The organism is Agromyces sp. NPDC055658, assembly GCF_053618155.1.
In genome coordinates this window covers 20,049-40,062 of sequence record NZ_JBSHHD010000026.1, presented here as the reverse complement: position 1 = coordinate 40,062, position 20,014 = coordinate 20,049, and the positions used below count along the sequence as shown (strand labels likewise).

At 71.8% G+C, this 20,014-nt stretch carries 19 protein-coding genes; 13 read left to right on the top strand and 6 right to left on the bottom strand.

The window, feature by feature from the left end; translation table 11 throughout:
* Positions 1–23: 23 nt before the first annotated feature.
* From ACWGPE_RS13235 to ACWGPE_RS13215, 5 genes are all read left to right on the top strand, one after another.
* The gene (locus tag ACWGPE_RS13235; protein ID WP_231429365.1) at positions 24–1,673 is read left to right on the top strand and encodes a radical SAM protein; all 1,650 of its coding nucleotides are present in this window, start codon (positions 24–26) and stop codon (positions 1,671–1,673) included.
* Between the two features lie 39 nt (positions 1,674–1,712).
* Positions 1,713–2,057: a hypothetical protein gene (locus tag ACWGPE_RS13230; protein WP_231429366.1), complete on the top strand. Its 345-nt coding sequence runs from the start codon at positions 1,713–1,715 to the stop codon at positions 2,055–2,057.
* A gap of 4 nt (positions 2,058–2,061) precedes the next feature.
* Positions 2,062–2,862 carry a prolipoprotein diacylglyceryl transferase gene (locus ACWGPE_RS13225; RefSeq protein WP_452048873.1) on the top strand — a complete coding sequence of 267 codons (801 nt, stop codon included), beginning with the start codon at positions 2,062–2,064 and terminating at the stop codon, positions 2,860–2,862.
* Positions 2,852–3,379, top strand: a complete 528-nt coding sequence (locus tag ACWGPE_RS13220) for a hypothetical protein (RefSeq protein ID WP_452048872.1) — start codon at positions 2,852–2,854, stop codon at positions 3,377–3,379. Before ACWGPE_RS13225 ends, ACWGPE_RS13220 begins: the two co-directional genes overlap by 11 nt.
* A gap of 95 nt (positions 3,380–3,474) precedes the next feature.
* Positions 3,475–3,999 (top strand): PIN domain-containing protein, encoded by a 525-nt coding sequence (locus ACWGPE_RS13215; RefSeq protein ID WP_231429369.1) that lies wholly within the window; start codon positions 3,475–3,477, stop codon positions 3,997–3,999.
* A 48-nt stretch (positions 4,000–4,047) separates the two neighbouring features.
* On the opposite strand, the gene ACWGPE_RS13210 is transcribed toward ACWGPE_RS13215, so the two are convergent.
* From ACWGPE_RS13210 to ACWGPE_RS13200, 3 genes are all read right to left on the bottom strand, one after another.
* Positions 4,048–4,782 (bottom strand): sirohydrochlorin chelatase, encoded by a 735-nt coding sequence (locus tag ACWGPE_RS13210; RefSeq protein WP_376930059.1) that lies wholly within the window; start codon positions 4,780–4,782, stop codon positions 4,048–4,050.
* A 334-nt stretch (positions 4,783–5,116) separates the two neighbouring features.
* Entirely contained in the window at positions 5,117–5,902 is a 786-nt protein-coding gene (locus ACWGPE_RS13205) for a cache domain-containing protein (protein ID WP_452048871.1), read from the bottom strand.
* Positions 5,903–5,954: 52 nt separating this feature from the next.
* Positions 5,955–6,722, bottom strand: a complete 768-nt coding sequence (locus ACWGPE_RS13200; RefSeq protein ID WP_231429376.1) for a FadR/GntR family transcriptional regulator — start codon at positions 6,720–6,722, stop codon at positions 5,955–5,957.
* A gap of 154 nt (positions 6,723–6,876) precedes the next feature.
* On the opposite strand from ACWGPE_RS13200, the gene ACWGPE_RS13195 reads away from it, so the two are divergent.
* From ACWGPE_RS13195 to ACWGPE_RS13175, 5 genes are all read left to right on the top strand, one after another.
* Complete coding sequence (locus ACWGPE_RS13195) at positions 6,877–7,971, top strand: ABC transporter ATP-binding protein (protein ID WP_231429378.1); 1,095 nt, start codon at positions 6,877–6,879, stop codon at positions 7,969–7,971.
* A gap of 93 nt (positions 7,972–8,064) precedes the next feature.
* The gene (locus ACWGPE_RS13190; protein ID WP_231429379.1) at positions 8,065–9,252 is read left to right on the top strand and encodes an ABC transporter substrate-binding protein; all 1,188 of its coding nucleotides are present in this window, start codon (positions 8,065–8,067) and stop codon (positions 9,250–9,252) included.
* Complete coding sequence (locus ACWGPE_RS13185) at positions 9,252–10,154, top strand: ABC transporter permease (protein ID WP_231429382.1); 903 nt, start codon at positions 9,252–9,254, stop codon at positions 10,152–10,154. Before ACWGPE_RS13190 ends, ACWGPE_RS13185 begins: the two co-directional genes overlap by 1 nt.
* 9 nt (positions 10,155–10,163) lie before the next feature.
* A complete protein-coding gene (locus ACWGPE_RS13180) occupies positions 10,164–10,964 on the top strand; it encodes an ABC transporter permease (RefSeq protein WP_231429383.1) in 801 nt (266 codons plus the stop codon).
* A gap of 225 nt (positions 10,965–11,189) precedes the next feature.
* Positions 11,190–11,762 carry a carboxymuconolactone decarboxylase family protein gene (locus ACWGPE_RS13175; RefSeq protein WP_275507066.1) on the top strand — a complete coding sequence of 191 codons (573 nt, stop codon included), beginning with the start codon at positions 11,190–11,192 and terminating at the stop codon, positions 11,760–11,762.
* Positions 11,763–11,787: 25 nt separating this feature from the next.
* Here ACWGPE_RS13175 and ACWGPE_RS13170 read toward each other — a convergent pair whose 3' ends face one another.
* The gene (locus ACWGPE_RS13170) at positions 11,788–13,704 is read right to left on the bottom strand and encodes a vWA domain-containing protein (protein ID WP_231429385.1); all 1,917 of its coding nucleotides are present in this window, start codon (positions 13,702–13,704) and stop codon (positions 11,788–11,790) included.
* A gap of 214 nt (positions 13,705–13,918) precedes the next feature.
* A complete protein-coding gene (locus tag ACWGPE_RS13165) occupies positions 13,919–14,590 on the bottom strand; it encodes a hypothetical protein (RefSeq protein WP_452048870.1) in 672 nt (223 codons plus the stop codon).
* Between the two features lie 73 nt (positions 14,591–14,663).
* Here ACWGPE_RS13165 and ACWGPE_RS13160 point away from each other — a divergent pair, with 73 nt between their 5' ends.
* The 3 genes from ACWGPE_RS13160 to ACWGPE_RS13150 all read left to right on the top strand — a co-directional run bounded on the left by ACWGPE_RS13160 (position 14,664) and on the right by ACWGPE_RS13150 (position 18,503).
* A complete protein-coding gene (locus tag ACWGPE_RS13160; protein WP_231429392.1) occupies positions 14,664–15,293 on the top strand; it encodes a MarR family winged helix-turn-helix transcriptional regulator in 630 nt (209 codons plus the stop codon).
* Between the two features lie 72 nt (positions 15,294–15,365).
* Positions 15,366–17,582 (top strand): AAA family ATPase, encoded by a 2,217-nt coding sequence (locus ACWGPE_RS13155; protein ID WP_452048869.1) that lies wholly within the window; start codon positions 15,366–15,368, stop codon positions 17,580–17,582.
* Between the two features lie 321 nt (positions 17,583–17,903).
* A complete protein-coding gene (locus tag ACWGPE_RS13150) occupies positions 17,904–18,503 on the top strand; it encodes an RNA polymerase sigma factor (RefSeq protein ID WP_452048868.1) in 600 nt (199 codons plus the stop codon).
* 18 nt (positions 18,504–18,521) lie between these two features.
* Here ACWGPE_RS13150 and ACWGPE_RS13145 read toward each other — a convergent pair whose 3' ends face one another.
* A complete protein-coding gene (locus tag ACWGPE_RS13145; RefSeq protein WP_374201075.1) occupies positions 18,522–19,967 on the bottom strand; it encodes an MFS transporter in 1,446 nt (481 codons plus the stop codon).
* Positions 19,968–20,014 lie beyond the last annotated feature (47 nt).

Below are 20,014 nucleotides of genomic sequence, written 5' to 3'. Positions count from 1 at the left end.
ATCCCGCCCGCTATCGTGAGCGCATGCCGACCGCCGCTGGTACCGGAATGCCCCTGCGGGACCACCGCATCCACCGATACGTCAACGCGTTCTGCCCGCGGTGCCACGAGGAGGACCCCGAGCGACCGCTCGCCGACGTCGCCCGGCTCTCGGGCTGGCTGGCGATCCGCGACGACCGCGTCTGGCTCGAGCGCGGCTGCCCCACGCACGGGCTCGTGTCGACGATGTACGACGAGTCGCCCGAGATCCTGAGCTACCTCGAGCAGTGGACCGCCCCGACGAAGGTGCACACCCCAGACCTCGCGGGCAACTTCAAGCCCGTGCCGTCGGCGTACGAGGACGGCCTGCCCGAGATGCAGACGCAGCACACGTGCATCCTGCTCGAGGACCTCACCGACCACTGCAACCTGCGCTGCCCGACCTGCTTCGCCGAGTCGGGGCCGGCGGCGACCGCGGTCGCGCCGCTCGCCGAGGTGCTCGCCTCGGTCGACGCGAAGCTCGCTCGCGAGAACGACCGCATCGACGTGCTCATGCTCTCGGGCGGCGAGCCGACCCTCTACCCATGGCTCGAGCAGCTGCTCGACCACCTCGTCGCGCGACCGGTCGTGCGCATCCTGCTGAACTCGAACGGACTGCGCATCGCGCAGGACGACGCCCTCGTCGAGACGCTGAAGAAGCACCGCGAGCGCGTCGAGGTGTACCTGCAGTTCGACGGCGAGAGCGCCGAGGCGTCGGCCTATCACCGCGGCGCCGACATCCGCCGCTTCAAGGACCGCGCGCTCGAGCGCCTGTCGGAGGCGGGCGTGTTCACGACGCTCACCATGACCGCCGCGCTCGGCGTGAACGACGGCGAGATCGGCGCGGTGATCCGGCGGGCGATGACGACGCCGTACGTCGGCGGAGTGACGATACAGCCCGTGTTCGGCTCGGGGCGCTCGGCCGGCATCGACCCGAACGACCGGCTCACGCACACGGGCGTGCTCGCCCGGCTCGAGGCGCAGACGGGCGGCGAGGTCACCTGGCGCGACCTCACCGCGCTGCCCTGCAGCCATCCGCACTGCTGCTCGGTCGGCTACCTGCTGAAGGATGACTCGGGCACCTGGAACTCGCTCACCGCCCTCGTCGGCCACGACCGGTTGAAGGAGTTCCTCGACCTCAACCCCGACCTCATCGCGAACCGCATCGCCGACAGCAACATCAACCAGGCCCTGAAGGACAGCGTGAAGCAGTCGCTGCTCGACCTGCTCAGCGAGCAGTCGTCGCTGTCGCACCCGTCGATCGCGACGCTGTGGAAGGACATCTGCACGGGCTGCGACCTCGGCATCGGCACCCTCACCCAGCTCGCGAGCTCGGCGCTGCCGGGGCAGCACAAGCGGCTGCGGCGGTTCCTCGGCGAACGCGTCAAGCGCATCACGGTGAAGCCCTTCATGGACATCAACACGATGATCGAGGAGCGCCTCACCCAGTGCTGCGTGCACGTCGCGACGGTGAACGCAGAGACCTCGGCGCACCAGTGCGCGCCGTTCTGCGCGGTGCAGGCGTGGGCGCCGCTCGGGCGCACGCGCATCTCGACCGCGACGGGCTCGGCCGGGGCGTCCGCCGCTCGTGACGGTGCGGCAGGCGGCGCCGGCGCGGCAGGCGGTCGCCGCCGACTGCCGGTGACGGTGGCGTGAGCCGGCGGCCGACGGCATGACGGGCGAGGGAGTGAGCGCATGAGCAGCACGGGCGACGAGTTCGGCACCTGGGACCCCTCGGGCCTGAACCGCTTCGACGAGACGGTCGGCGCGCCCGCGGCCGCGGCGCCGTACGACCCGTTGCGGCTGTGCGTCTTCGCGACGATCGCCCTCATCACCTGCGTCTTCGGCCCGATCTCGCTCGCCGTGTTCGCGGGCATCGCGATCGCGGGATACGCCAGGGCCCGCCGGGCGGGCCTCCTGCGCTCGAAGTGCAAGCTCGGCGACACCCGCAACGTGCTCGCCTACCTCGTCGTGCTCGAGGTGCTCGCGCTCGCCGCGGTGCCGTTCTGGGTCATGCTCTGGGCCCGGATCTGGAGCTGAGCGCATGTTCCCGACGCTGCCCGATCTGATCGGCTGGGGGCCGCCGCTCGACACCCACTCGGTGTTCGTCGCGCTCGCCATGCTCGCGGCCGGCCTCGTCTTCGTCATCGAGTCCCGCCGCCGCGGGCAGACCGACGCGCGGGTCGCGGCGCTCGTGCTCGGAGCGCTCGCCGGGGCCGCGCTGTTCTCGCGGCTCGGCACGTGGGCCCGGCATCTCGACCCGTCGCAGAACCTCGACCTCGTCACGCAGCTCACGCGCGGCAACGCCTCGGTGCTGAGCGCGCTCGTCGGCGCCTGGCTCGGCGTGCACGTCGCGAAGCGCATCGTGAAGTACCCGTTGCGCACCGGCGACCTCTTCGCCCCCGCGGTCGCGCTCGCCATGGCCATCGGCCGGTTCGGATGCCTCTTCACCGAGCTGCCCGGAACCCCGACCGGCTCCGGCTGGGGCATCGTGCTCGACGAGGCCGCCGCCGCTCGGGTCGGCGGGCCGGCGGGCGTGCCGCTGCATCCGAGCTTCGTCTACGAGATCGCCTTCCAGGCCGCCGCATTCGTCGCGCTGTGGTTCTGGCTCCGGCACAAGCCGATCGCCGCGGGCGAGACGCTCACGATCTACATCGCCGCGTACGCGATCTTCCGATTCTTCGTGGAGTTCGTGCGCGGCAACGAGGTCGCCTGGATGGGGCTGACCCGTCCGCAGATGTTCCTGTTGGTCACGATCCCGCTGCTGCTGGCCCGCCTCGCCTGGAAGGCGTCGCGCGGCCGGCTCGCCGCGAACCGAGAGAGGATGGCCGTCGATGGTGCCTGATCCTGAAGAGCCCACGCCTGAAGAGCCCACGCCTGAAGAGCCGGCCGTCGAACCGCCTGCGGCCGAAGCACCCGCGGTCGGCGGACCGACGGCGCCCGCGGCATCCGGCCCGGTGCCGCCGCCACCGCCGCCCCCGCCGCCATCGGGCTCGACGGCCCCGCCGTCGTACGGCCCGCCGCCCGGAGGCGGACCGACGCCGCTGCCCTACGACCCGTCGGTCGCACCGCCCCCGGCCGGTCTCAGCACGGGCGCCGGCATCGGCATCGGGGTCGGCATCGGCTGCGGGGCGCACGTGCTCGCGGGCGTGCTCATGCTCGCCACGATGCTCGTCGGCAGCAGCGCGCTGGGCGGCCCGACGTTCCTCGGAATCACCTGGCCGTTCGTGCTCGTCGCACTCGCCGCGATCGTGATGCTCTTCTTCAAGAAGACGCGCGGCATCGCGCTCGGCATCCTCATCGTCGCGGCGGCCGCGTGGATCGTCGTGCTCGGCCCGTGCCTCGGCATGGTCGGCATCTGATCGCGCCGACGAGCACCGCAGGTGCAGCGTGCGGCTACGCTCTCCCTGTTCCGCACTTCCGTTCCGCCCGCCGACGACGCCCGAGACGAGACGACATGCACCCGAACGACACCGCAGCGCCCGAACCCGCCCGCCCGACCCGCCGATCGCTCCGCGCCGCGGCCCGTCGCACGGCGGCGCCTGCCGCCCTGCTCGTGGCCATCGCGCTCTCGTCGACCGCGTGCACGACGTCGACGACTCCACCGGCTGCGGCAGCGCCCGAGACGACCCCGGCGGCCGACCTCCCGCTCTCCGCTGCACCCGACGCCGCGCTGCTCTGCGGTCAGGCGAGCGCGTTCGAGGGCATCCGGTACCGCTCCGAATGGGAGCACGGAGAGGGCCTCATCGACGACGCCGGGTACGAGTCGCGCGTCGCGGCACTCCACGACGCCTGGACCTTGCTCGTCGCGGGCGACACCGACGTCACCCCGGCGGTGAAGTACGTGCAGCGCGTGGTGTCGGACGGCGGGCTCGACTCCCCGGCCGGAGAGTTCCAGACGGCGATGGCCGAGCTGGCCGAGGCCTGCGACGCCGCCGGCTCGACGATCTCGATCTCCGCCCTTCCCGGACAGGGCGGCTGAGCGGGGTCTCGAGACGCCCGCTGCGCTCCGGGTCCTCTCGAAGCCACCTCAGCGAGCGCCGAGTGCGGCGTCGTAGCGGTCGAGCACGATCTCGACGAGCTCGGCGGGCGGCGCCGCATCGGGCACGAGCAGCGGGTCGGTGACGACGTCGGCGCCGGCGGTCTCGGCGAGGTCCTGGAAGTAGCCGGGCGCGAGCAGGTAGCTCGCGACGACGACGCGCGCGCCCGAGGCATCCGCCCTCGCCTGCTCGACGGCCGCCGACAGCAGCGGTTCGGCTGCCGAGAGGAACCCGAGCCCGATGTCGCGCCCCGTCGCCGCCGCGAGCCGCTCGCGCATGTCGTGGCAGTCGCGCACCGCGCGCCAATCGCTCGAGCCCGCGACCGAGAGCACGACCGCGTCGTCGTCGCGAACGCCGGCCTCGGCGAGGCGGCGGGCGAGCACGGTCGCGAGCCGGTCGTCGGGCCCGAGGGCTCCCGCGAGTGCGACGCGCCGGTCGGCGGCCGCCTCGACCGCCTCGGTCAGGTCGACGTGCACGTGATACCCCGCCGACAGCAGGAGCGGCACGACGACGGCGGGCTCGCCCGGCGCGAGCGAGGCGAGGGTCGCGGGCACGTCGGGCTGCTCGACGTCGACGTGTCCGAGGCGGGCCGACGGTGCAGCATCCGGATGCCTCGTGCCGAGCGCCTCGGCGACCGCGTCGTGCAGCGCGCGCACCGCCCGCCGCCCTTCGGGCGACGAGGTGCCGTGCGAGATGCCCACGAGGGCGGGAGCGGACGCCGTCATCGTGCCATCGTCGCAGACCCGGGTTGCGCACGTGTTTCGTGTTGCGCCGGGCGACCAGTTCCGAGACGGCCGTCGGCGAGGCGGGCCTCGGCGAGTCGGCGCGGGCCGCGACGGCTCGTCTGCCAGCGGGTCGGGGATGTCGACGGCGCCCCTCGACTCGAGGAAGGCGTTCGTCGTCGTCGTGAGCGCCGATCTCGGCCACGACGAACTGTAGGAACTTCTGCGCGACACGCCGCGTCCGGCGGCTGCGCCACCGGCGGGTCGGGAGAAGTTCCTACATTCGCGCAGCCGCAGCCGCAGCCGCAGCCGCAGCCGCAGCCGCAGTCACCGTGGCCTACGCCTCGAACACGAGCGCGAGCGACGTGTCGCCGCACGGCACCACGATCGCGCCGCCGGGCAGCTCGGCACTCTCGGCGGACGCCGCGCCCTCGCGTTCGCGGAGCGGCGCGAGCGCCTCGGCGAGGCCGTCGAGCCGCAGCAGGGCGCCGGTCGCGCGGCGCGGGTCGGTCGAGGTCACGATGCGGCCCGAGGCGTTCACGAGCGTGCACGGATGCCCCGACTCGCGCAGCACGGGCAGGAGTTCGCGTTCGAGGCTCGCCACGTAGAGGTCGGTGCCCACGAGGCCGACCATGGCGCCGCCGACCGCGACCGGCACGGTGATCGTCACCGTGTAGTCGTCGGTGCACAGGTAGTCGACGTACGGGCCGGTGAGGTGCCGGGTGCCCGTGCGAGCCGGCACGCGCCACCACTCGAGGCCCGTGTAGTCGCGGAACTGCTCGGAGTCGGGGTCGCTCACCGCGTCGAGGCGCCGCAGGCCCGCCCCCGTGCCGAACGTGTTCGCACCGCTCAGCCACCATTCGAGGTGCCAGGGTGCATCGGCGAGGTAGCCGGGCGCGGCGACGAAGCCCGCGCCGGTGATGAGACTGCCCGCTCGTTCGAGCGGCTCGCCCACGAGCTCGGCGACGACGGGGTCGAAGGAGGCGGCGCTCGGTTCGGGCATCGCGGCGAGGCTCGCCTCGAGTCGCGTCCGCCAGTCGTCGATCATGGCGAAGACGGGGTCGATGGTCGAGGCGATGCGCTCCGCGATGCGGAGGGCTGCGACGTCGACGGTGACGGTCATGGCCTCGGTCCTTTCTGTGGGTGAGGGGCGGGGTCTCGATACGCGCTTCGCGCTACTCGGCCACCGCGAGGGGGGATGCCTCGAGCCGGGCCTTCTCGTCGATGAGCCATTCGACGGCCGTGGCGATGTGGTCGGTCGTCGCCCGGCGGGCGCCGGTGGCGTCGACGGCGCGGATCGCCTCGATCACCTCGAGGCGCGCCTGCCTGCTGCGGTCACGATACGCCTGTTCGCGCATGCACAGCCAGAGCAGCGGTCCCGCTTCGGCCTGCAGTCGCAGCTCCTCGTGCACGAGGCGGGGCGACTGGCTGACCGCCGCGATCTCGAGCTGGAAGCGGCCGATCGCGCGGCGTGCCCCGCCCGCGCTCGTGAGGTCGGCGCGCGCATCGATGTCGGCGAGGCTCGTCAGGTCGTCGTCGCTCGCGCGGTCGGCGGCGACCTCGGCCGCCATGCCGGCGATCGCGGCGTAGTGCAGCGAGAGATCGCGCAGTTCGATGCGGCTGAGCGCGCGTACCCGGGCGTCGAGCATGCGCGCGGCGGCGTCGCGGTCGTGCGTGACGAAACTGCCGCCGTCGCGGCCGCGGCGGGTGAGCACGAGCCCCTTGTCGCGGAGGGCGACGAGTGCTTCGCGGGCGGTGACGACGGCGACGCCGAGGCGCTTCGCGAGCTCCGACTCGCTCGGCAGGCGTTCTCCGTCGCGCAGGACGCCCGCGACGATCGCGTCGGTGAGGCGCTGCTCGACGAGCTCGGCGCGACCGGCGCCGTCGAGCGGCGAGAAGACGACCGCGTGCGTGGCATCGGCGCGGCCGGTGGCCTGAGGCATCCGGCCCTCCCGTTCGCCCTCGTGCAGATCTGTGACACGACCGTAACACGAGGGGCTGGACATTTACATCTGGAGTCATATGATTTGAAACCGACGAACATCTGGTTCCAGATGTTTGGCAGCGACACGTCAGGAATGCATCGAAGGAGATGTCATGACCGAAGCACAGCCGGCGATCCGGCTCACCGGGCTCACGAAGGAGTTCGGTGCCGTCACCGCGGTCGACCATGTCGACCTCGAGATCGCCGCGGGCGAGTTCTTCTCGATGCTGGGCCCGTCGGGCTCGGGCAAGACCACGGTGCTGCGGCTCATCGCCGGGTTCGAACAACCCACCGACGGCACGATCGAACTCTTCGGCGAGGAGGTCACGAAGCGCGCGCCGTTCGACCGCGACGTGAACACCGTGTTCCAGGACTACGCGCTGTTCCCGCACATGAGCGTGCTCGACAACGTCGCCTACGGCCTCCGGGTGCGGGGCCTCGGCAAGAAGGAGCGCAACGAGCGGGCGCGTCGCGCACTCGCGAGCGTGCGCCTCGAGCAGATGGCCGATCGCAAGCCGTCCCAGCTCTCGGGCGGCCAGCGCCAGCGCGTCGCCCTGGCACGGGCCACCGTCGTCGAGCCGAAGGTGCTGCTGCTCGACGAACCGCTCGGGGCGCTCGACCTCAAGCTCCGCGAGCAGATGCAGGTCGAGCTCAAGCAGATCCAGCGCGAGCTCGGCATCACCTTCATCTTCGTGACGCACGACCAGGAGGAGGCGCTGACCCTCTCCGATCGCATCGCCGTGTTCAACGCGGGTCGCATCGAGCAGCTCGGCACGCCCGCCGAGCTCTACGAACGGCCGGTCTCGCGGTTCGTCGCCGACTTCGTCGGCACCTCGAACCTGTTCGGCCCCGAGCACTCGCTCGCGCTGCTCGAGCGCGAGGGCCACCACTCGGTGCGTCCCGAGAAGATGACGGTCTCGACCGCCGGCCAGTCGGGCGAGGGCGTGCGCAACGCCGCCGGCACGGTCGTCGAGGCCATCTACCTCGGCAGCGGCGTACGGCTCGTCGTCGACCTCGACGCGGGTCCGCGGGTGAGCGTGCTCGAGCAGAACGTGCGGGGTCGCGCGCGCGACGACGAGCACGGCGACCGGGTCGTCGTCTCGTGGCACGACGACGACGTCGTCGCAGTCGACGGAGCCGCCGTCGGCCCGCAGAACCCGACCCCGACCGCCGCGGTCGGCTCGGTGTTCCCGGGCATCTCCGGATGAGCCATCCGTGGTCTCGATCGGCGCTTCGTGCTCCTCGACCGACGGAATGCACGGCAACTGACACACAACCACCAAGAGAAACAGGAGAGAACCATGATGCGGATGCGGAATGCGCGACGAGGCGCAACCGTCGGGCTCGCGCTCGCCTCGGTCGCGCTGCTGACCGCCTGCGGCACGTCGGGCGGCGGCGGTGGCGGCGGCGGTGACAACGAGGCCGCGACCGAGCTCGGCGAGACCGAGGGCCAGATCTCGATCCTCGCGTGGCCGGGCTACGTCGAGGACGGGTCGAACGACCCGGCCGTCGACTGGGTCACGCCGTTCGAGGAGCAGACCGGCTGCGAGGTCACCACGAAGACCTTCGGCACCTCCGACGAGGCGCTCAACCTCATGAAGACCGGCGAGTACGACGTCGTCTCGGCGTCGGGCGACGCCTCGCTGCGGCTCGTCGCCGGCGGCGACGTGGCTCCGGTCAACACCGACCTGCTCGAGAACTACGACGGCATCTACGACTTCCTGAAGGACCAGGCGTGGAACACCGTCGACGGGGTCAACTACGGCGTGCCGCACGGGTACGGCGCGAACCTGCTGATGTACAACACCGACGTGATCACCGAGGAGCCCACCTCGTGGGACGTCGTGTTCGACAAGTCGGGCGACTACGCCGGCAAGGTCACGGCCTACGACTCGCCGATCTACATCGCCGACGCCGCCCTGTACCTCATGGCGCACGAGCCCGACCTCGGCATCGAGAACCCCTACGCCCTCGACGAGGAGCAGCTCGCGGCCGCCGTCGACCTGCTCAAGCAGCAGCGCGAGAACATCGGCGAGTACTGGAGCGACTACCTGAAGGAGGTGCAGTCGTTCCAGACCGGCGACACCGTCGTCGGCACGAGCTGGCAGGTCATCCAGAACGTGCTCGAGGGCGAGGGCGGCAAGACCGCGGTCACGCTGCCCGCAGAAGAGGGTGCGACCGGCTGGTCCGACACGTGGATGATCTCGTCGGAGGCGAAGAACCCGAACTGCGCGTATGCGTGGCTCGACTACATCTCCAGCCCCGAGGCGAACGCCGCGGCCACGTCGTACTTCGGCGAGGCGCCCTCGAGCGACGCCGCGTGCGAGTTCCGCGAGGACTGCGAGGCGTACCACGCCGGTGACGCCGACTACGCGTCGCAGATCTGGTACTGGACCACCCCGATCGAGGACTGCGTCGACGGCCGCACCGATGTGAAGTGCACCGACTACGCCGCCTGGACCTCGGCCTGGCAGGAGATCAAGGGCTGATGACGGCCACCCGTGCGGTGCCCGCCCCGCGTCGCAGTGCGGCGCGGGCGGGCTCCGCCTTCCTCAGCGCGCACCCCCGGGCGCGGCTCGCGCTGCTGCTCAGCGCCCCGCTGTTCTGGCTCGGCGTCGTCTACATCGTCGCGCTCGTGCTGCTGCTCGTCACGGCGTTCTGGTCGGTCGACAGCTTCACGGGCGAGATCACCACCGAGTTCACGCTCGACAACATCGTCGAGGTCGTGACCGGCTCGCTGTATCAGACCGTGACGCTGCGCACGATCGGCGTCGCGCTCGCGGTGACGGTGATCGACGTCGCCCTCGCACTGCCGATCGCGTTCTTCATGGCGAAGGTCGCGACCCCGCGCATGCAGCGGGTGCTGCTCATCATGGTGCTCACCCCGCTCTGGGCGTCGTACCTCGTGAAGGCGTACGCCTGGCGGTCGGTGCTCTCGCAGGACGGCATCCTCGAGTGGCTCGTCTCGCCGTTCGGCGGTCACACGCCGGGCTACGGCCTGCCCGCGACGATCATCACGCTGAGCTACCTGTGGCTGCCGTACGTGATCCTGCCCATCTACGCGGGGCTCGAGCGCGTGCCAGACTCGCTGCTCGAAGCCTCGGGCGACCTCGGAGGCAGGACCTGGCCGACGCTGCGGCTCGTCGTGCTGCCGCTCGCGCTGCCGGCCATCATCGCCGGCACGATCTTCAGCTTCTCGCTGTCGCTCGGCGACTACATCACGGTCAACATCGTCGGCGGCACCAGCCAGATGCTCGGAAACCTCGTGTACACGAACGTCGGCGCCGCCAACAACCTGCCGCTCGCCGCCGCGATCGCGCTCATCCCGATCGTGATCATCTTCGGCTACCTCTTCCTCGTGCGCCGCACCGGCGCGCTCGACAACCTCTAGGGGCTCAGGATGCGTCTGTCTCGCCTGTCTCGGACGGTGCTCGGCGTCGTCACCGCGCTGATCCTCGTGGTCGTCTACGTGCCGCTCTTCGTCGTGCTCGTGAACTCGTTCTCGACCTCGACGTCGCTGAACTGGCCGCCTCCCGGCTTCACGCTCGAGTGGTGGGGCAAGGCGTTCCAGAGCGAGGGCGCGCTCGAGGCGGTCGGCACGAGCGTCGGCATCGCGCTCGTCGCGACGGCGGTCTCGCTGGTGCTCGGCACCCTGATCTCGCTCGCGCTGCAGCGCTTCGAGTTCTTCGGGCGCGAGGCGATCAGCCTGCTCGTGATCCTGCCGATCGCGCTGCCCGGCATCATCACCGGTATCGCGCTGAACAACTTCTTCCGCACGATCATGGGCGTTCCGCTCTCGATCTGGACGGTCGTGATCGCCCATGCCACGTTCTGCATCGTGACGGTGTTCAACAACGTGATCGCGCGGCTGCGCCGGCTCGGCACGAGCTTCGAGGAGGCCTCGGCAGACCTCGGCGCCGGCATCTGGACGACGTTCCGGCTCGTGACCTTCCCGCAGCTGCGCTCGGCGCTGCTCGCCGGCGGCCTGCTCGCCTTCGCGCTGAGCTTCGACGAGATCATCGTGACGACGTTCACGGCGGGGTCCGGCGTGACGACGCTGCCGATCTTCATCCTCAACAACATGTTCCGGCCGGCCCAGGCGCCGATCGTCTCGGTCATCGCCGTGGTGCTCGTCGTCGTGTCGATCATCCCGATCTACATCGCCCAGCGCCTCTCCGGCGCGGAGGAACGCCGGCGCTGAGGCATCCCCGTTCGTCTTCGCCGGTTCAGGAGATGGGACGCTGCTCAGGACCCACCAGGGGGAACGCGTCCTGAGCAGCGCTCCATCTCCTGAACGGGGGTGGATGCCTCGGCCGGGCCCAATGCGCCCCACCGGCTCCGCCGCGGTGATGGCGGCGGCGCCGCGGGCATGCCAGCATGAGCCAGCCGGAGCGACCGGCGACTCGTGACCCGAGAGGGGCGATCGATGACGATCATCCGCACCGTGCCCGAAGCCGACGCGACCGGCGCCGTCGCCGCGATCTACGCCGACGACGTCGACGAGCTCGGCTACGTCGCGCCGCACACTGCGGCGATGGCGATGAACCCCGAGGCGCTGCACGCCTTCGAGCAGTTGATCCGCTCGGTCGTGCCGACGCTCGGCCTTCGACGGTACGAGCTCGTCACGCTCGCGGCGGCGCGCGGCACCGGGTCGGCACACTGCCGGCTCGCGCACGGCGCGAAGGTGCTCTCGAAGGGACTCTTCGACGAGGCGCAGCTCGAGCGGATCGCCCGCGACTATCGCGACGCGGGGCTCGCCGACGACGAGGTCGCGATGATGGCGTACGCCGAGCAGGTCGGCCGCGACGCGTCGGCGATGACCGAGGCCGATGCGCTCGCGCTGCGCGAGGCCGGCTTCGGCGATCGCGAGATCGTCGACATCACGATCGCCGCGTCGGCGCGGGTGTACTTCGGAAGCGCGCTGCAGGCGCTCGCCGTCGACGTCGACGCGCCGCCGATGCTCGGCCCGGCCGTGCGGGCCGCGCTCGATCCGCGCTGAGGAGGGGCGACGCCCCGCCCGACGGTCAGAAGCTCGTGACCAGCTCGCCGAGCACGTCGGCGACCTTCGTCGGGTCGGTGGCGTCGTAGAACTGCGCGCCCGTGGCGGTCGAGATCTCGCGCAGGCTCGCCGTGTCGGCGTTCGCGCCGTAGGCGAGGGTGAAGACCAGCACGGGCGTGTCGTCGTGCATGCGCTCGAGGTCGGCGAGCATCTGCTTCTTCGTCGTCGTGCCGGGACCGAGCGTCTCGTTCTTGCCGTCGCTGAGCAGCACGATCGCGTTGATGCGCTCGGGGTCCCACGCCTCGGCGCGTTCCTTCGCGAAGCTGTCGACCGCGGCGTAGAGCGGCGTGAACTCGATGGGCTTGAGCCCGCCGAGCGCCTCGAGGAACTTCGTCCGCTCGGTGCGAGCGTCGGCGACGGGGCTCACGAGGCCGGGCGTGATCGGGCCGTCGTCGACGGCGCTGAACGCGGCGAGGCCGATGTTGTCGCCCTTGGTGAAGTGGCCGAGGGCCTTCTCGATGGCGGCCTTCGCGGCGGCGAGCTTGGTGTCGCCGGTCGCGATCTTCTCCTCCATCGAGCCCGACACGTCGACCAGGAACAGGACCTCGGCGCGCTTGCGCACGTCGGGGAAGGTGCTGTCGATCGCGGCGAGCATCTCCCGGCCGGGGAACGCGAGCGCGCCCGACGGCCGCTCGGGGAGAAGCCCGACCTCGCTGACGACGGGGTCGAGCTCCCCGTTGAGGTCGTGGTAGCCCGAGGCGCGCACGATCTGTTGCCCCTGCTTCGTGCCCGCGAACCGGAGCAGGTCGGCGGCCGCCTCCTTCTCGGATGCGTCGACCCAGGGCCCGGCCAGCACGGTGAACGGGTTGTCGGCGACGTAGTAGCCGTCGCTCGGGTAGATCGGCACCAGCCGCTCGCCGGGCGGCGTCGACTCGGTGCGACTCACGCCGTCGGGGCTCGTGATTCCGCGGTTGTAGTCCCAGACGGTCTTCTCATCGACGATGACACCCGAGAGGAAGTCGGCGATCGAGCCCTCCTTCTCGGAGAGCCGCGCCTGCGCGAGGAAGCGCTCGGGCGTGGCCATGTAGTGGCTCGTCGCGAGTTCGTCCTGCCGGACGGCGTCCATGACCTCGGGGTCGCGGATCTGGCTCGTCGTGAGCTCGGCGACCGAGCCCGCCTCGCTGCCGAACTCCGCGAGCATCGCCGCCTGGCCCGAGCTCGCCATCAGCGGGCTCGTCTTGCCGAGCTTGAAGGTGCCCCACTCGGGGTGGCTGAGCCAGCTCCACGTGGCGTCGTCACGGGCGGCGTTGAAGACGTCGTTCCACGTCGGGCGCGTCTCGCTCCAGCCGATCGCATCGGCGAGCGGCTGCGGCATCGCGAGCACGATCGCGGAGGAGCCGATGCTCGTGCCCTCGGTCGGCACGTTCGCCGCGCCGCCCGAGTCCTGGGCGACGGCGAGCCAGGAGCTCGCGTCGGGCACCCAGACGGTCGGCTTGTCGTCGGCGGCGGTGCCGGGGAAGCCGCCGGCCGCAGCGGTCGCCGCGGTGCTCGAGGTCTGCTTCGTCACGGTCGCGTCGACGCAGCGCCCGTCGACGCTGCGCGGCTGCGCGTTGTAGCCGTCGACGAGGCGGGCGACGAGCTCGGCGTTCTCGTTCGACGAGAGCACCGTGAGCGCGATGCACGGCTTCTTGCCGTCGACGGCGGAGGGCTGGTCGGCCGGGAAGACGCCGGGCTCGGCGGTCGTCGACGCGAACGGCGTCGGACCGGACGGGTCGGCGCCCTGGGCCGTGAGCACGACGGCGGTCGCGACACCGCCGCCGAGCAGGACCAGCACGAGGCTCGCGCCGGCGATCACCCACATGCGGCGCTGCCGCTGCCGCTGCAGGCGATGGCGATGCCGCACCTCGGAGCGGTCGCGGCGAGTCGGGTCGTCGCTGCTCATCGGCGGCGACCTCGCGCGCTTCGTCGCGGTGCGAGCGTGCTTCGGCTGGTTCGCGCGGCACGGTGGAGGGCCGGCTCCGGCGCGCAGGTGACGGCTTCGTCGGGCATCGTTGCGTCCTGGGGGTGGGTAGGGGGTCAGGCGATCCTATCCTGCGGCGGCCGCGCGGCCAACGGCGCGCCCCCGACCTCCACGGCTCGGACGCCGTACCGGTCGTTCACCGGCCGGGGTGCTGGTGGACGCGCGTGTGATCCCGATGCCCGTGGTGTTCGTTCCCGTGGTGAGCGTGGTGGTGGCCGTGCTCGTGTCCGTGGTGCGCGCGCCCCTCGTGCCCGTGCGCGTGTCCTTCGTGCCCGTGCCCGTGGTGCGCGTGCCCGTGGTGCCTCCGGTCACGGTCATCGTGCGCGGCGCGCCCGTGCGAGTGGCCGCGGCGGGCGTCGCCGTGATGACGACGGCGAGGCATCCGCTCGCCCTCCTGCCAGCCGAGCTCGCGGGCGACCGCCTCGAGCGTCGCGAGGGTGGTGCGGTAGTCGTCGGGCGCAACGGCGCCGGCGACGCGCGAGCGCAGTTCGGCGACGCGCTCGCGGAGCGCGGCGTACGAGACCTCGCCCTCCTCGGTGAGTCGCGGCGCGCCCGGCTCGTCGGTGACCCAGCCGCGGGCGACGAGCGGTGCGAGCCGTTCGGGGTGGGCGGTGATCTTGCGACGCAGCCGTGCGTCGTCGACGGTGCCGGCGATGAGGTTGAGCCGTCGCCAGTCGCGGCGCGTGATGCCCTCGTCGGCGAAGAGGTCGCGCATCGCGTCGTCGAGCTTGCGGTCGACGACGCGCAGCCAGTACCCGATCGGCCGCTCGGCGGGGATGGGGGTCTCGGTGTTCTCCGGGATGTTCAAGGGTGGTTCCTTCCATGACGCAGGTGCGTCGTCGATTGCATGTCGCATGACATGTATATGTACAATGACATACATGAATGATGCGCGTCAAGTCCCGCCCGGCGACCGTCCGGGTGCGGGAGACGGCGGGCCCGAGGCATCCGACCCCGTGGCGGCCGTCGAGGCCGCGCTCGTGGCGATGCGCCGCGACCAGGGTCGAGGCCGGCTCCAGCGCCGCGGCGAGCACGGCGGCCCGCATCACGGTCACGGCCTGCAGGCCGACCGGCACGGGCATCACGGCCACCACCACGGGGATGCCCCGGCGGAGGCACCGCGCCGAGGGCGAGGCGGCCCGGGGCTCGCGCAGGCCGCGAGGTTCCGGCTGCTCGATGCGCTCGAGGCGGCGCCGCAGCCGCCGTCGGTCGGCCAGCTCGCCGACGCGATCGGGGTCGACCAGCCGCGCGCCAGCCGGCTCGTGCAGGCCGCGGTCGAGGCGGGTCACGCCCGTCGCGAGGTCGATCCGTCGGACGCGCGGCGCAGCGCGATCGTGCTCACCGCGGCAGGCCGTCGCGTGCTCGCGGGAGCACGCGACACGCGCCGCGGCGCGGTCGAGACCGCGCTCGCGGGCTTCACGCCCGCCGAGGCCGCCGAATTCGCCCGGCTGCTGTCGCGCTTCGTGGCAGCCTGGCCCCGCGACACGCCCGATGGCGGTCGCACGACCTGAATCCGCACGGCGAGGCGACCCCGGCCAATAGCATTCGAGCTAGGCGGAGCAGAACGCCGTTCGGGGGAGCCGTTGGAGCAGACAGACGTTCTGGAGTACCTGTACGACACGAAGGTGACGCCACCGCCGATGCGACGGGGCCAGGCGAGTCGGCGGGAGCTCATCCGCGCCGCGCGCGAGAGCGGCCGCACGCACGTGGCGGTGACCGCCCCGGCCGGGTACGGGAAGTCGACGCTCGTCGCCGAATGGGCCGATTCGGAGGAACGGCGCGTCGCGTGGGTCTCGCTCGACAGCCTCGACGACGACCCGGCAGCGCTCCTCGCGCTCATCGCGGCGGCGTTCGAGCGGATCTCGCCGTCGAGCTCGGAGGCGATCGGGCGGATGCGCTGGCAGGAGGGCTCGGCGCTCAGCCGTTCGGCACCGCTCCTCGCCTCCGTGCTCGCCCGCGCGGACGCCCCGTTCCTGCTCGTCATCGACGACCTGCACGTGCTGTCCTCCCCTGCCTGTCACGACGTGCTCGATGTGGTGCTCGACGGCGTCCCAGCCGGTTCCCAGTGCGTCGTCACGAGCCGGCACGAACAGCCGTACGCCGCCCGGCGGCGCGTCGACGGGCGGCTCCACGAGATCACGACCGCGCAGCTCGGCCTCGACGTCGCCGCTGCTGCGGTGATCTTCCGGCGCGAGCAGGTCGACGCGAGCGACGAGGAGCTCGCCGAGCTCGTCGCGCGAACGGAGGGCTGGGCGAGCGGGCTCGTCCTCGCCGCGCTCGTCGCCCGCTACGAGGGCGACGTGCTCGCGATCACCGGCGAGGACCGGTTCGTGCACGACTACCTCTACCGGGAGCTGCTCGAGAAGGTCCCGGTCGAGGTGCAGGACTTCCTCGTCCGGACCTCGGTGCTGACCAGGATGTCGGGCCCCCTCTGCGACGCGCTGCTCGGCCGGTCGGACTCGCAGGCCATGCTCCGCACGCTGGAGGAGCGCAGCGCGTTCCTGATCCCGCTGGACCGTCGTCGCACCGGCTGGTTCCGCTACCACGAGCTCTTCCGGGAGTTCCTGCTCGCCGAACTCCGGCGGCGGGACCCTGCGCTCGTGGCCCCGCTCCACCTCCGCGCCGCGGATTGGTTCGGCGCGAGCGGTGACCCGGCGCGCGCGATCGAGCACGCGCTCGCCGCCGGCGATCGTGGCCGCTCGGCGCGGCTCCTGACGCAGGCGGCACTTCCCGGGTACCAGAGCGGGCGGTTCTCGACGGTCAGCCGTTGGATGGACCTCGTGGGCGACGAGGTGATCGAGTCCATCCCGCCGCTCGCCGTCCTCGCCGCCTGGACGGCGGTGCTCAACGGGGACGTGGCCGGGGCCGAGCGGTGGGCCGACCTCCTCGGGCGGCTCGACCCGGGCGAGGATCCCGACGGCGTCGACCTGCCGTTCGTCGGCGGCCGTGCGCTGCTCGCGGTGGCGATGCTCCGCGACGGTCCCGACACGGGGATGTCGGACGCGATGACCGCCCTCCAGACCGTGCCGGTGTGGAGTTCCTGGCGCGATCTCGCGTTGTGCCTGTTCGGCGAGATGTGCCTGCTCGAGGGGCGCACCGAGGAAGCTGATCGAGCATTCGCGGAGGCTTCGGAGATCGCGACCCGGCGTCGGAACTTCGTGCGCCTCGCCCTCGTCGAGTCGGAGCGCGCCGGCATCGCGATCGAGGACGGGCGCTGGGACGATGCCGCCTCGCGCGTCGTCGTCGCGTTGCGAGCCGTCGAGGAGGGACACATCGAGGACTACGCGATCGCCTCCCTCGCGTGGGCCGTCGGAGCTCGAGTCGCCCTCCACCAGGGCGACGAGGCGAAGGCGCGGGAACGCCTGGCGCAGGCGATGCGGACGCGAGCGCTCAGCACCTACGTGCTCCCGTTCATCGCCGTCCGCGTGCGCCTGCACATCGCGAAGGCGCTGCTCGCGTCGGGCGATCGCGACGGGTCGGCGCAGTCGGTGGAGGAGATCTCCGGCATCGAGGTCCACCGGCCGCGCCTCGGGCGGCTGGGCGATCAGGTGCGCTCGCTTCGAGAGCGGCTCGACATGGCCTCAGTGGCGGGCAGCCGGCTGACGCCCCTCACGCCCGCGGAGCTCAGGCTGCTCCCGTACCTGCAGACGCACCTGACGCTCGCCGAGATCGGCCAGCGGCTGTACCTGTCGCGGAACACCGTGAGCTCCGAGACGGCCTCGATCTACCGCAAGCTGCAGGTCACGACGCGGGGCGCCGCCGTCGACCGGGCGATGGCGCTCGGCCTGCTGGGGGCCTGAGCGGGTGACTCGGGGCATGAGCTGAAGAAACGGGGGCCGCCGCGAACCCGAATCGCAGCGACCCCCTCACGGTCAGGGATCTGACCGTCGGCCGGGCTACCCGACCCAGACCTGGAACCCGATGCCCGACGCATCCGGTTCTATCGGTTAAGGAGTCGCGGTCGCGGCGATCCTTACGCAGGATCCGCGGAATCCGGCTTCGCACGATATGTGGGATGGCGCGCCGCAGCCCGCTCGGTAGCTTGCTCGGTACCTCGGGGCGGGAGGTTGCTTCGAGGGCACTGTCGAGCCTTACCCGAGACGGATGCCGAGGTAACCCGAATGTCGCCGCAACTCCCACCCGCCTGCGCCGCCTGCGCCGCACCGACCGAACCGACCGACCGCGAACTGCTGCAGCGGACCCGGGGCGGTGACGACGAGGCCTTCGCGGCGCTGTGGCGCCGCCACCACGGGCCGCTCTGCCGATGGGCCCGCACGATGACGACCCGGTTCGAGGCCGATGAGCTGGTGTCCGAGGCGTTCGTCCGGCTGTTGCAGGCGATCAGGAACGGGCGGGGGCCGGAGACGGCCGCGCGCGCATATCTCCGAGCCGTCATGCGGAACCTCTCGATGGAGTGGGCCCGTCGCGCCGTGCCCGTCGTCACGATGGACGGCTACGACGACCTCCTCGTCGCCGAGGACCTCTTCGCCGGCGTCGACGACGCGGCCGACCGCTCGTCGGCCGTGCGGGTCTTCCAGTCGCTTCCCGACACCTGGCAGCGCGTGCTGTGGCTCGGAGACGTCGAGGGTCTCCCGCCGCGGGAGATCGCGACGGCGCTCGGCATGAACTCGAACGCCGTCTCCGCGCTCCGCTTCAGGGCGGTGCACGGGTTCCGCCGGGCGTACGCGGCGACGGCCGAGCCGGCCGGTCGGGTCGCGTAGCTGCGGGCGTCGACCCGCTCAGCGCTGCGTCGGCACCTTCACCCAGAGCATGAGCACGAAGCCGGCGACGACCACGAGGATGATGCCGAGCACGCCCCAGTACGTCGCGCCGAACAGCAGGATGAACGCCGACCAGAGCATCGGCGAGAGGAAGCTCGCCGCGCGCCCCGTCGTGGCGTAGAGACCGAAGATCTCGCTCTCGCGGCCGGCGGGGGTGACCCGCGCGAGGAACGACCGCGACGCCGCCTGGGCGGGCCCCACGAAGAGGGTGAGTGCGAGGCCGAAGATCCAGAAGACGAGCTTGCCCGCGTCGTGCAGGAAGAAGACCATCGACCCGGCGACGATGATCCCGCCGAGCGCGGTGAGGATGACCGCGCGGGGACCGAACCGGTCGTCGAATCGGCCCGCGACGATGGTCGAGACGCCCGCGAGCAGGTTCGCGGCGATGCCGAAGATCATGACGTCGTTCGACGAGAAGTGGAACGCCACCGCGGCGATGACGGCTCCGAACGCGAACACCCCGGCCAGGCCGTCGCGGAACACCGCGCTCGCGAGCAGGAACCAGAACGTCGGTCGTGAGTCGCGCCACAGCGCTGCGATGTCCTTCGCGAGTACCACGTAGCTGCGCCAGAACGACACCCGTTCGGCCCGCGGGGCGGGCGGTGCCTCCGGCACGTAGACGAGCACGGGCCACGCGAAGAGCAGCGTCCACACGGCGCAGCCGAGCGCGATCACGCGGAACGCGAGGCCGTTGTCGGTCGGCATGCCCCACCAGTCGAAGCTCGTCGCGACGACCACGAGTACGAGCGCGACGATGCCGCCGATGTAGCCGAGACCCCAGCCGAGCCCGGAGACCTTGCCGACCGTCTTCGGCGTCGAGACCTGCACGAGCATCGCGTTGTAGTTGACGCCCGCGATCTCGCTGAACACCGTTCCCGCGGCGATGAGCGAGACGCCGAGCAGGAAATAGGCGGGGGAGCCCTGCACGAAGAACAGCCCGACCATGCAGGCCACCAGCAGCGCGGTCGCGCCGCCGAGCCAGAGCTTTCGACGGCCCGCGACATCGGCGCGCTGGCCGAGCACCGGCGCGAGCACCGCGATGAGGACGCCGGCGACCGTGATCGCCCAGCCGAGGCCCGAGGCGAGGTCGGCGAGCCCGCGCTCGTACGCCGGGTCGCCTTCGCCGAGTTCCGCGACCGCGGGATCGAGGAAGACGTCGCTCGTGAGGTAGAGCGCGGTGAACACGAACGTGAGGATGACCGAGTTGAAGGGCTGCGTCGCCCAGTCCCACAGCGCCCACGAGAACACCTGGCCGCGCGGGATGCGCCGCCCCTCCTGCATCTGCAGGCCCATCACGCGGATCGCCCCGCTCTGCGCGGTCGCCGGCGGGGCGGCCGGCGCACCGTACGACGGGGACGGCGCGGCGTCGGGCGACGCGGGGGCGTCGTGGTTCGGGTCGGTCATGTGGGCAGTCTCCCGGCGTCCGGTGAACGGGTGGTGACGGCGCGCGC

Bases quoted from the DNA above. Each gene is read 5' to 3' on its own strand.
- ACWGPE_RS13235 (WP_231429365.1), top strand. From the start codon at position 24: ATGCCGACCGCCGCTGGTACCGGAATGCCCCTGCGGGACCACCGCATC.
- ACWGPE_RS13230 (WP_231429366.1), top strand. From the start codon at position 1,713: ATGAGCAGCACGGGCGACGAGTTCGGCACCTGGGACCCCTCGGGCCTG.
- ACWGPE_RS13225 (WP_452048873.1), top strand. From the start codon at position 2,062: ATGTTCCCGACGCTGCCCGATCTGATCGGCTGGGGGCCGCCGCTCGAC.
- ACWGPE_RS13220 (WP_452048872.1), top strand. From the start codon at position 2,852: ATGGTGCCTGATCCTGAAGAGCCCACGCCTGAAGAGCCCACGCCTGAA.
- ACWGPE_RS13215 (WP_231429369.1), top strand. From the start codon at position 3,475: ATGCACCCGAACGACACCGCAGCGCCCGAACCCGCCCGCCCGACCCGC.
- ACWGPE_RS13210 (WP_376930059.1), bottom strand. From the start codon at position 4,782: ATGACGGCGTCCGCTCCCGCCCTCGTGGGCATCTCGCACGGCACCTCG.
- ACWGPE_RS13205 (WP_452048871.1), bottom strand. From the start codon at position 5,902: ATGACCGTCACCGTCGACGTCGCAGCCCTCCGCATCGCGGAGCGCATC.
- ACWGPE_RS13200 (WP_231429376.1), bottom strand. From the start codon at position 6,722: ATGCCTCAGGCCACCGGCCGCGCCGATGCCACGCACGCGGTCGTCTTC.
- ACWGPE_RS13195 (WP_231429378.1), top strand. From the start codon at position 6,877: ATGACCGAAGCACAGCCGGCGATCCGGCTCACCGGGCTCACGAAGGAG.
- ACWGPE_RS13190 (WP_231429379.1), top strand. From the start codon at position 8,065: ATGATGCGGATGCGGAATGCGCGACGAGGCGCAACCGTCGGGCTCGCG.
- ACWGPE_RS13185 (WP_231429382.1), top strand. From the start codon at position 9,252: ATGACGGCCACCCGTGCGGTGCCCGCCCCGCGTCGCAGTGCGGCGCGG.
- ACWGPE_RS13180 (WP_231429383.1), top strand. From the start codon at position 10,164: ATGCGTCTGTCTCGCCTGTCTCGGACGGTGCTCGGCGTCGTCACCGCG.
- ACWGPE_RS13175 (WP_275507066.1), top strand. From the start codon at position 11,190: ATGACGATCATCCGCACCGTGCCCGAAGCCGACGCGACCGGCGCCGTC.
- ACWGPE_RS13170 (WP_231429385.1), bottom strand. From the start codon at position 13,704: ATGAGCAGCGACGACCCGACTCGCCGCGACCGCTCCGAGGTGCGGCAT.
- ACWGPE_RS13160 (WP_231429392.1), top strand. From the start codon at position 14,664: ATGAATGATGCGCGTCAAGTCCCGCCCGGCGACCGTCCGGGTGCGGGA.
- ACWGPE_RS13150 (WP_452048868.1), top strand. From the start codon at position 17,904: ATGTCGCCGCAACTCCCACCCGCCTGCGCCGCCTGCGCCGCACCGACC.
- ACWGPE_RS13145 (WP_374201075.1), bottom strand. From the start codon at position 19,967: ATGACCGACCCGAACCACGACGCCCCCGCGTCGCCCGACGCCGCGCCG.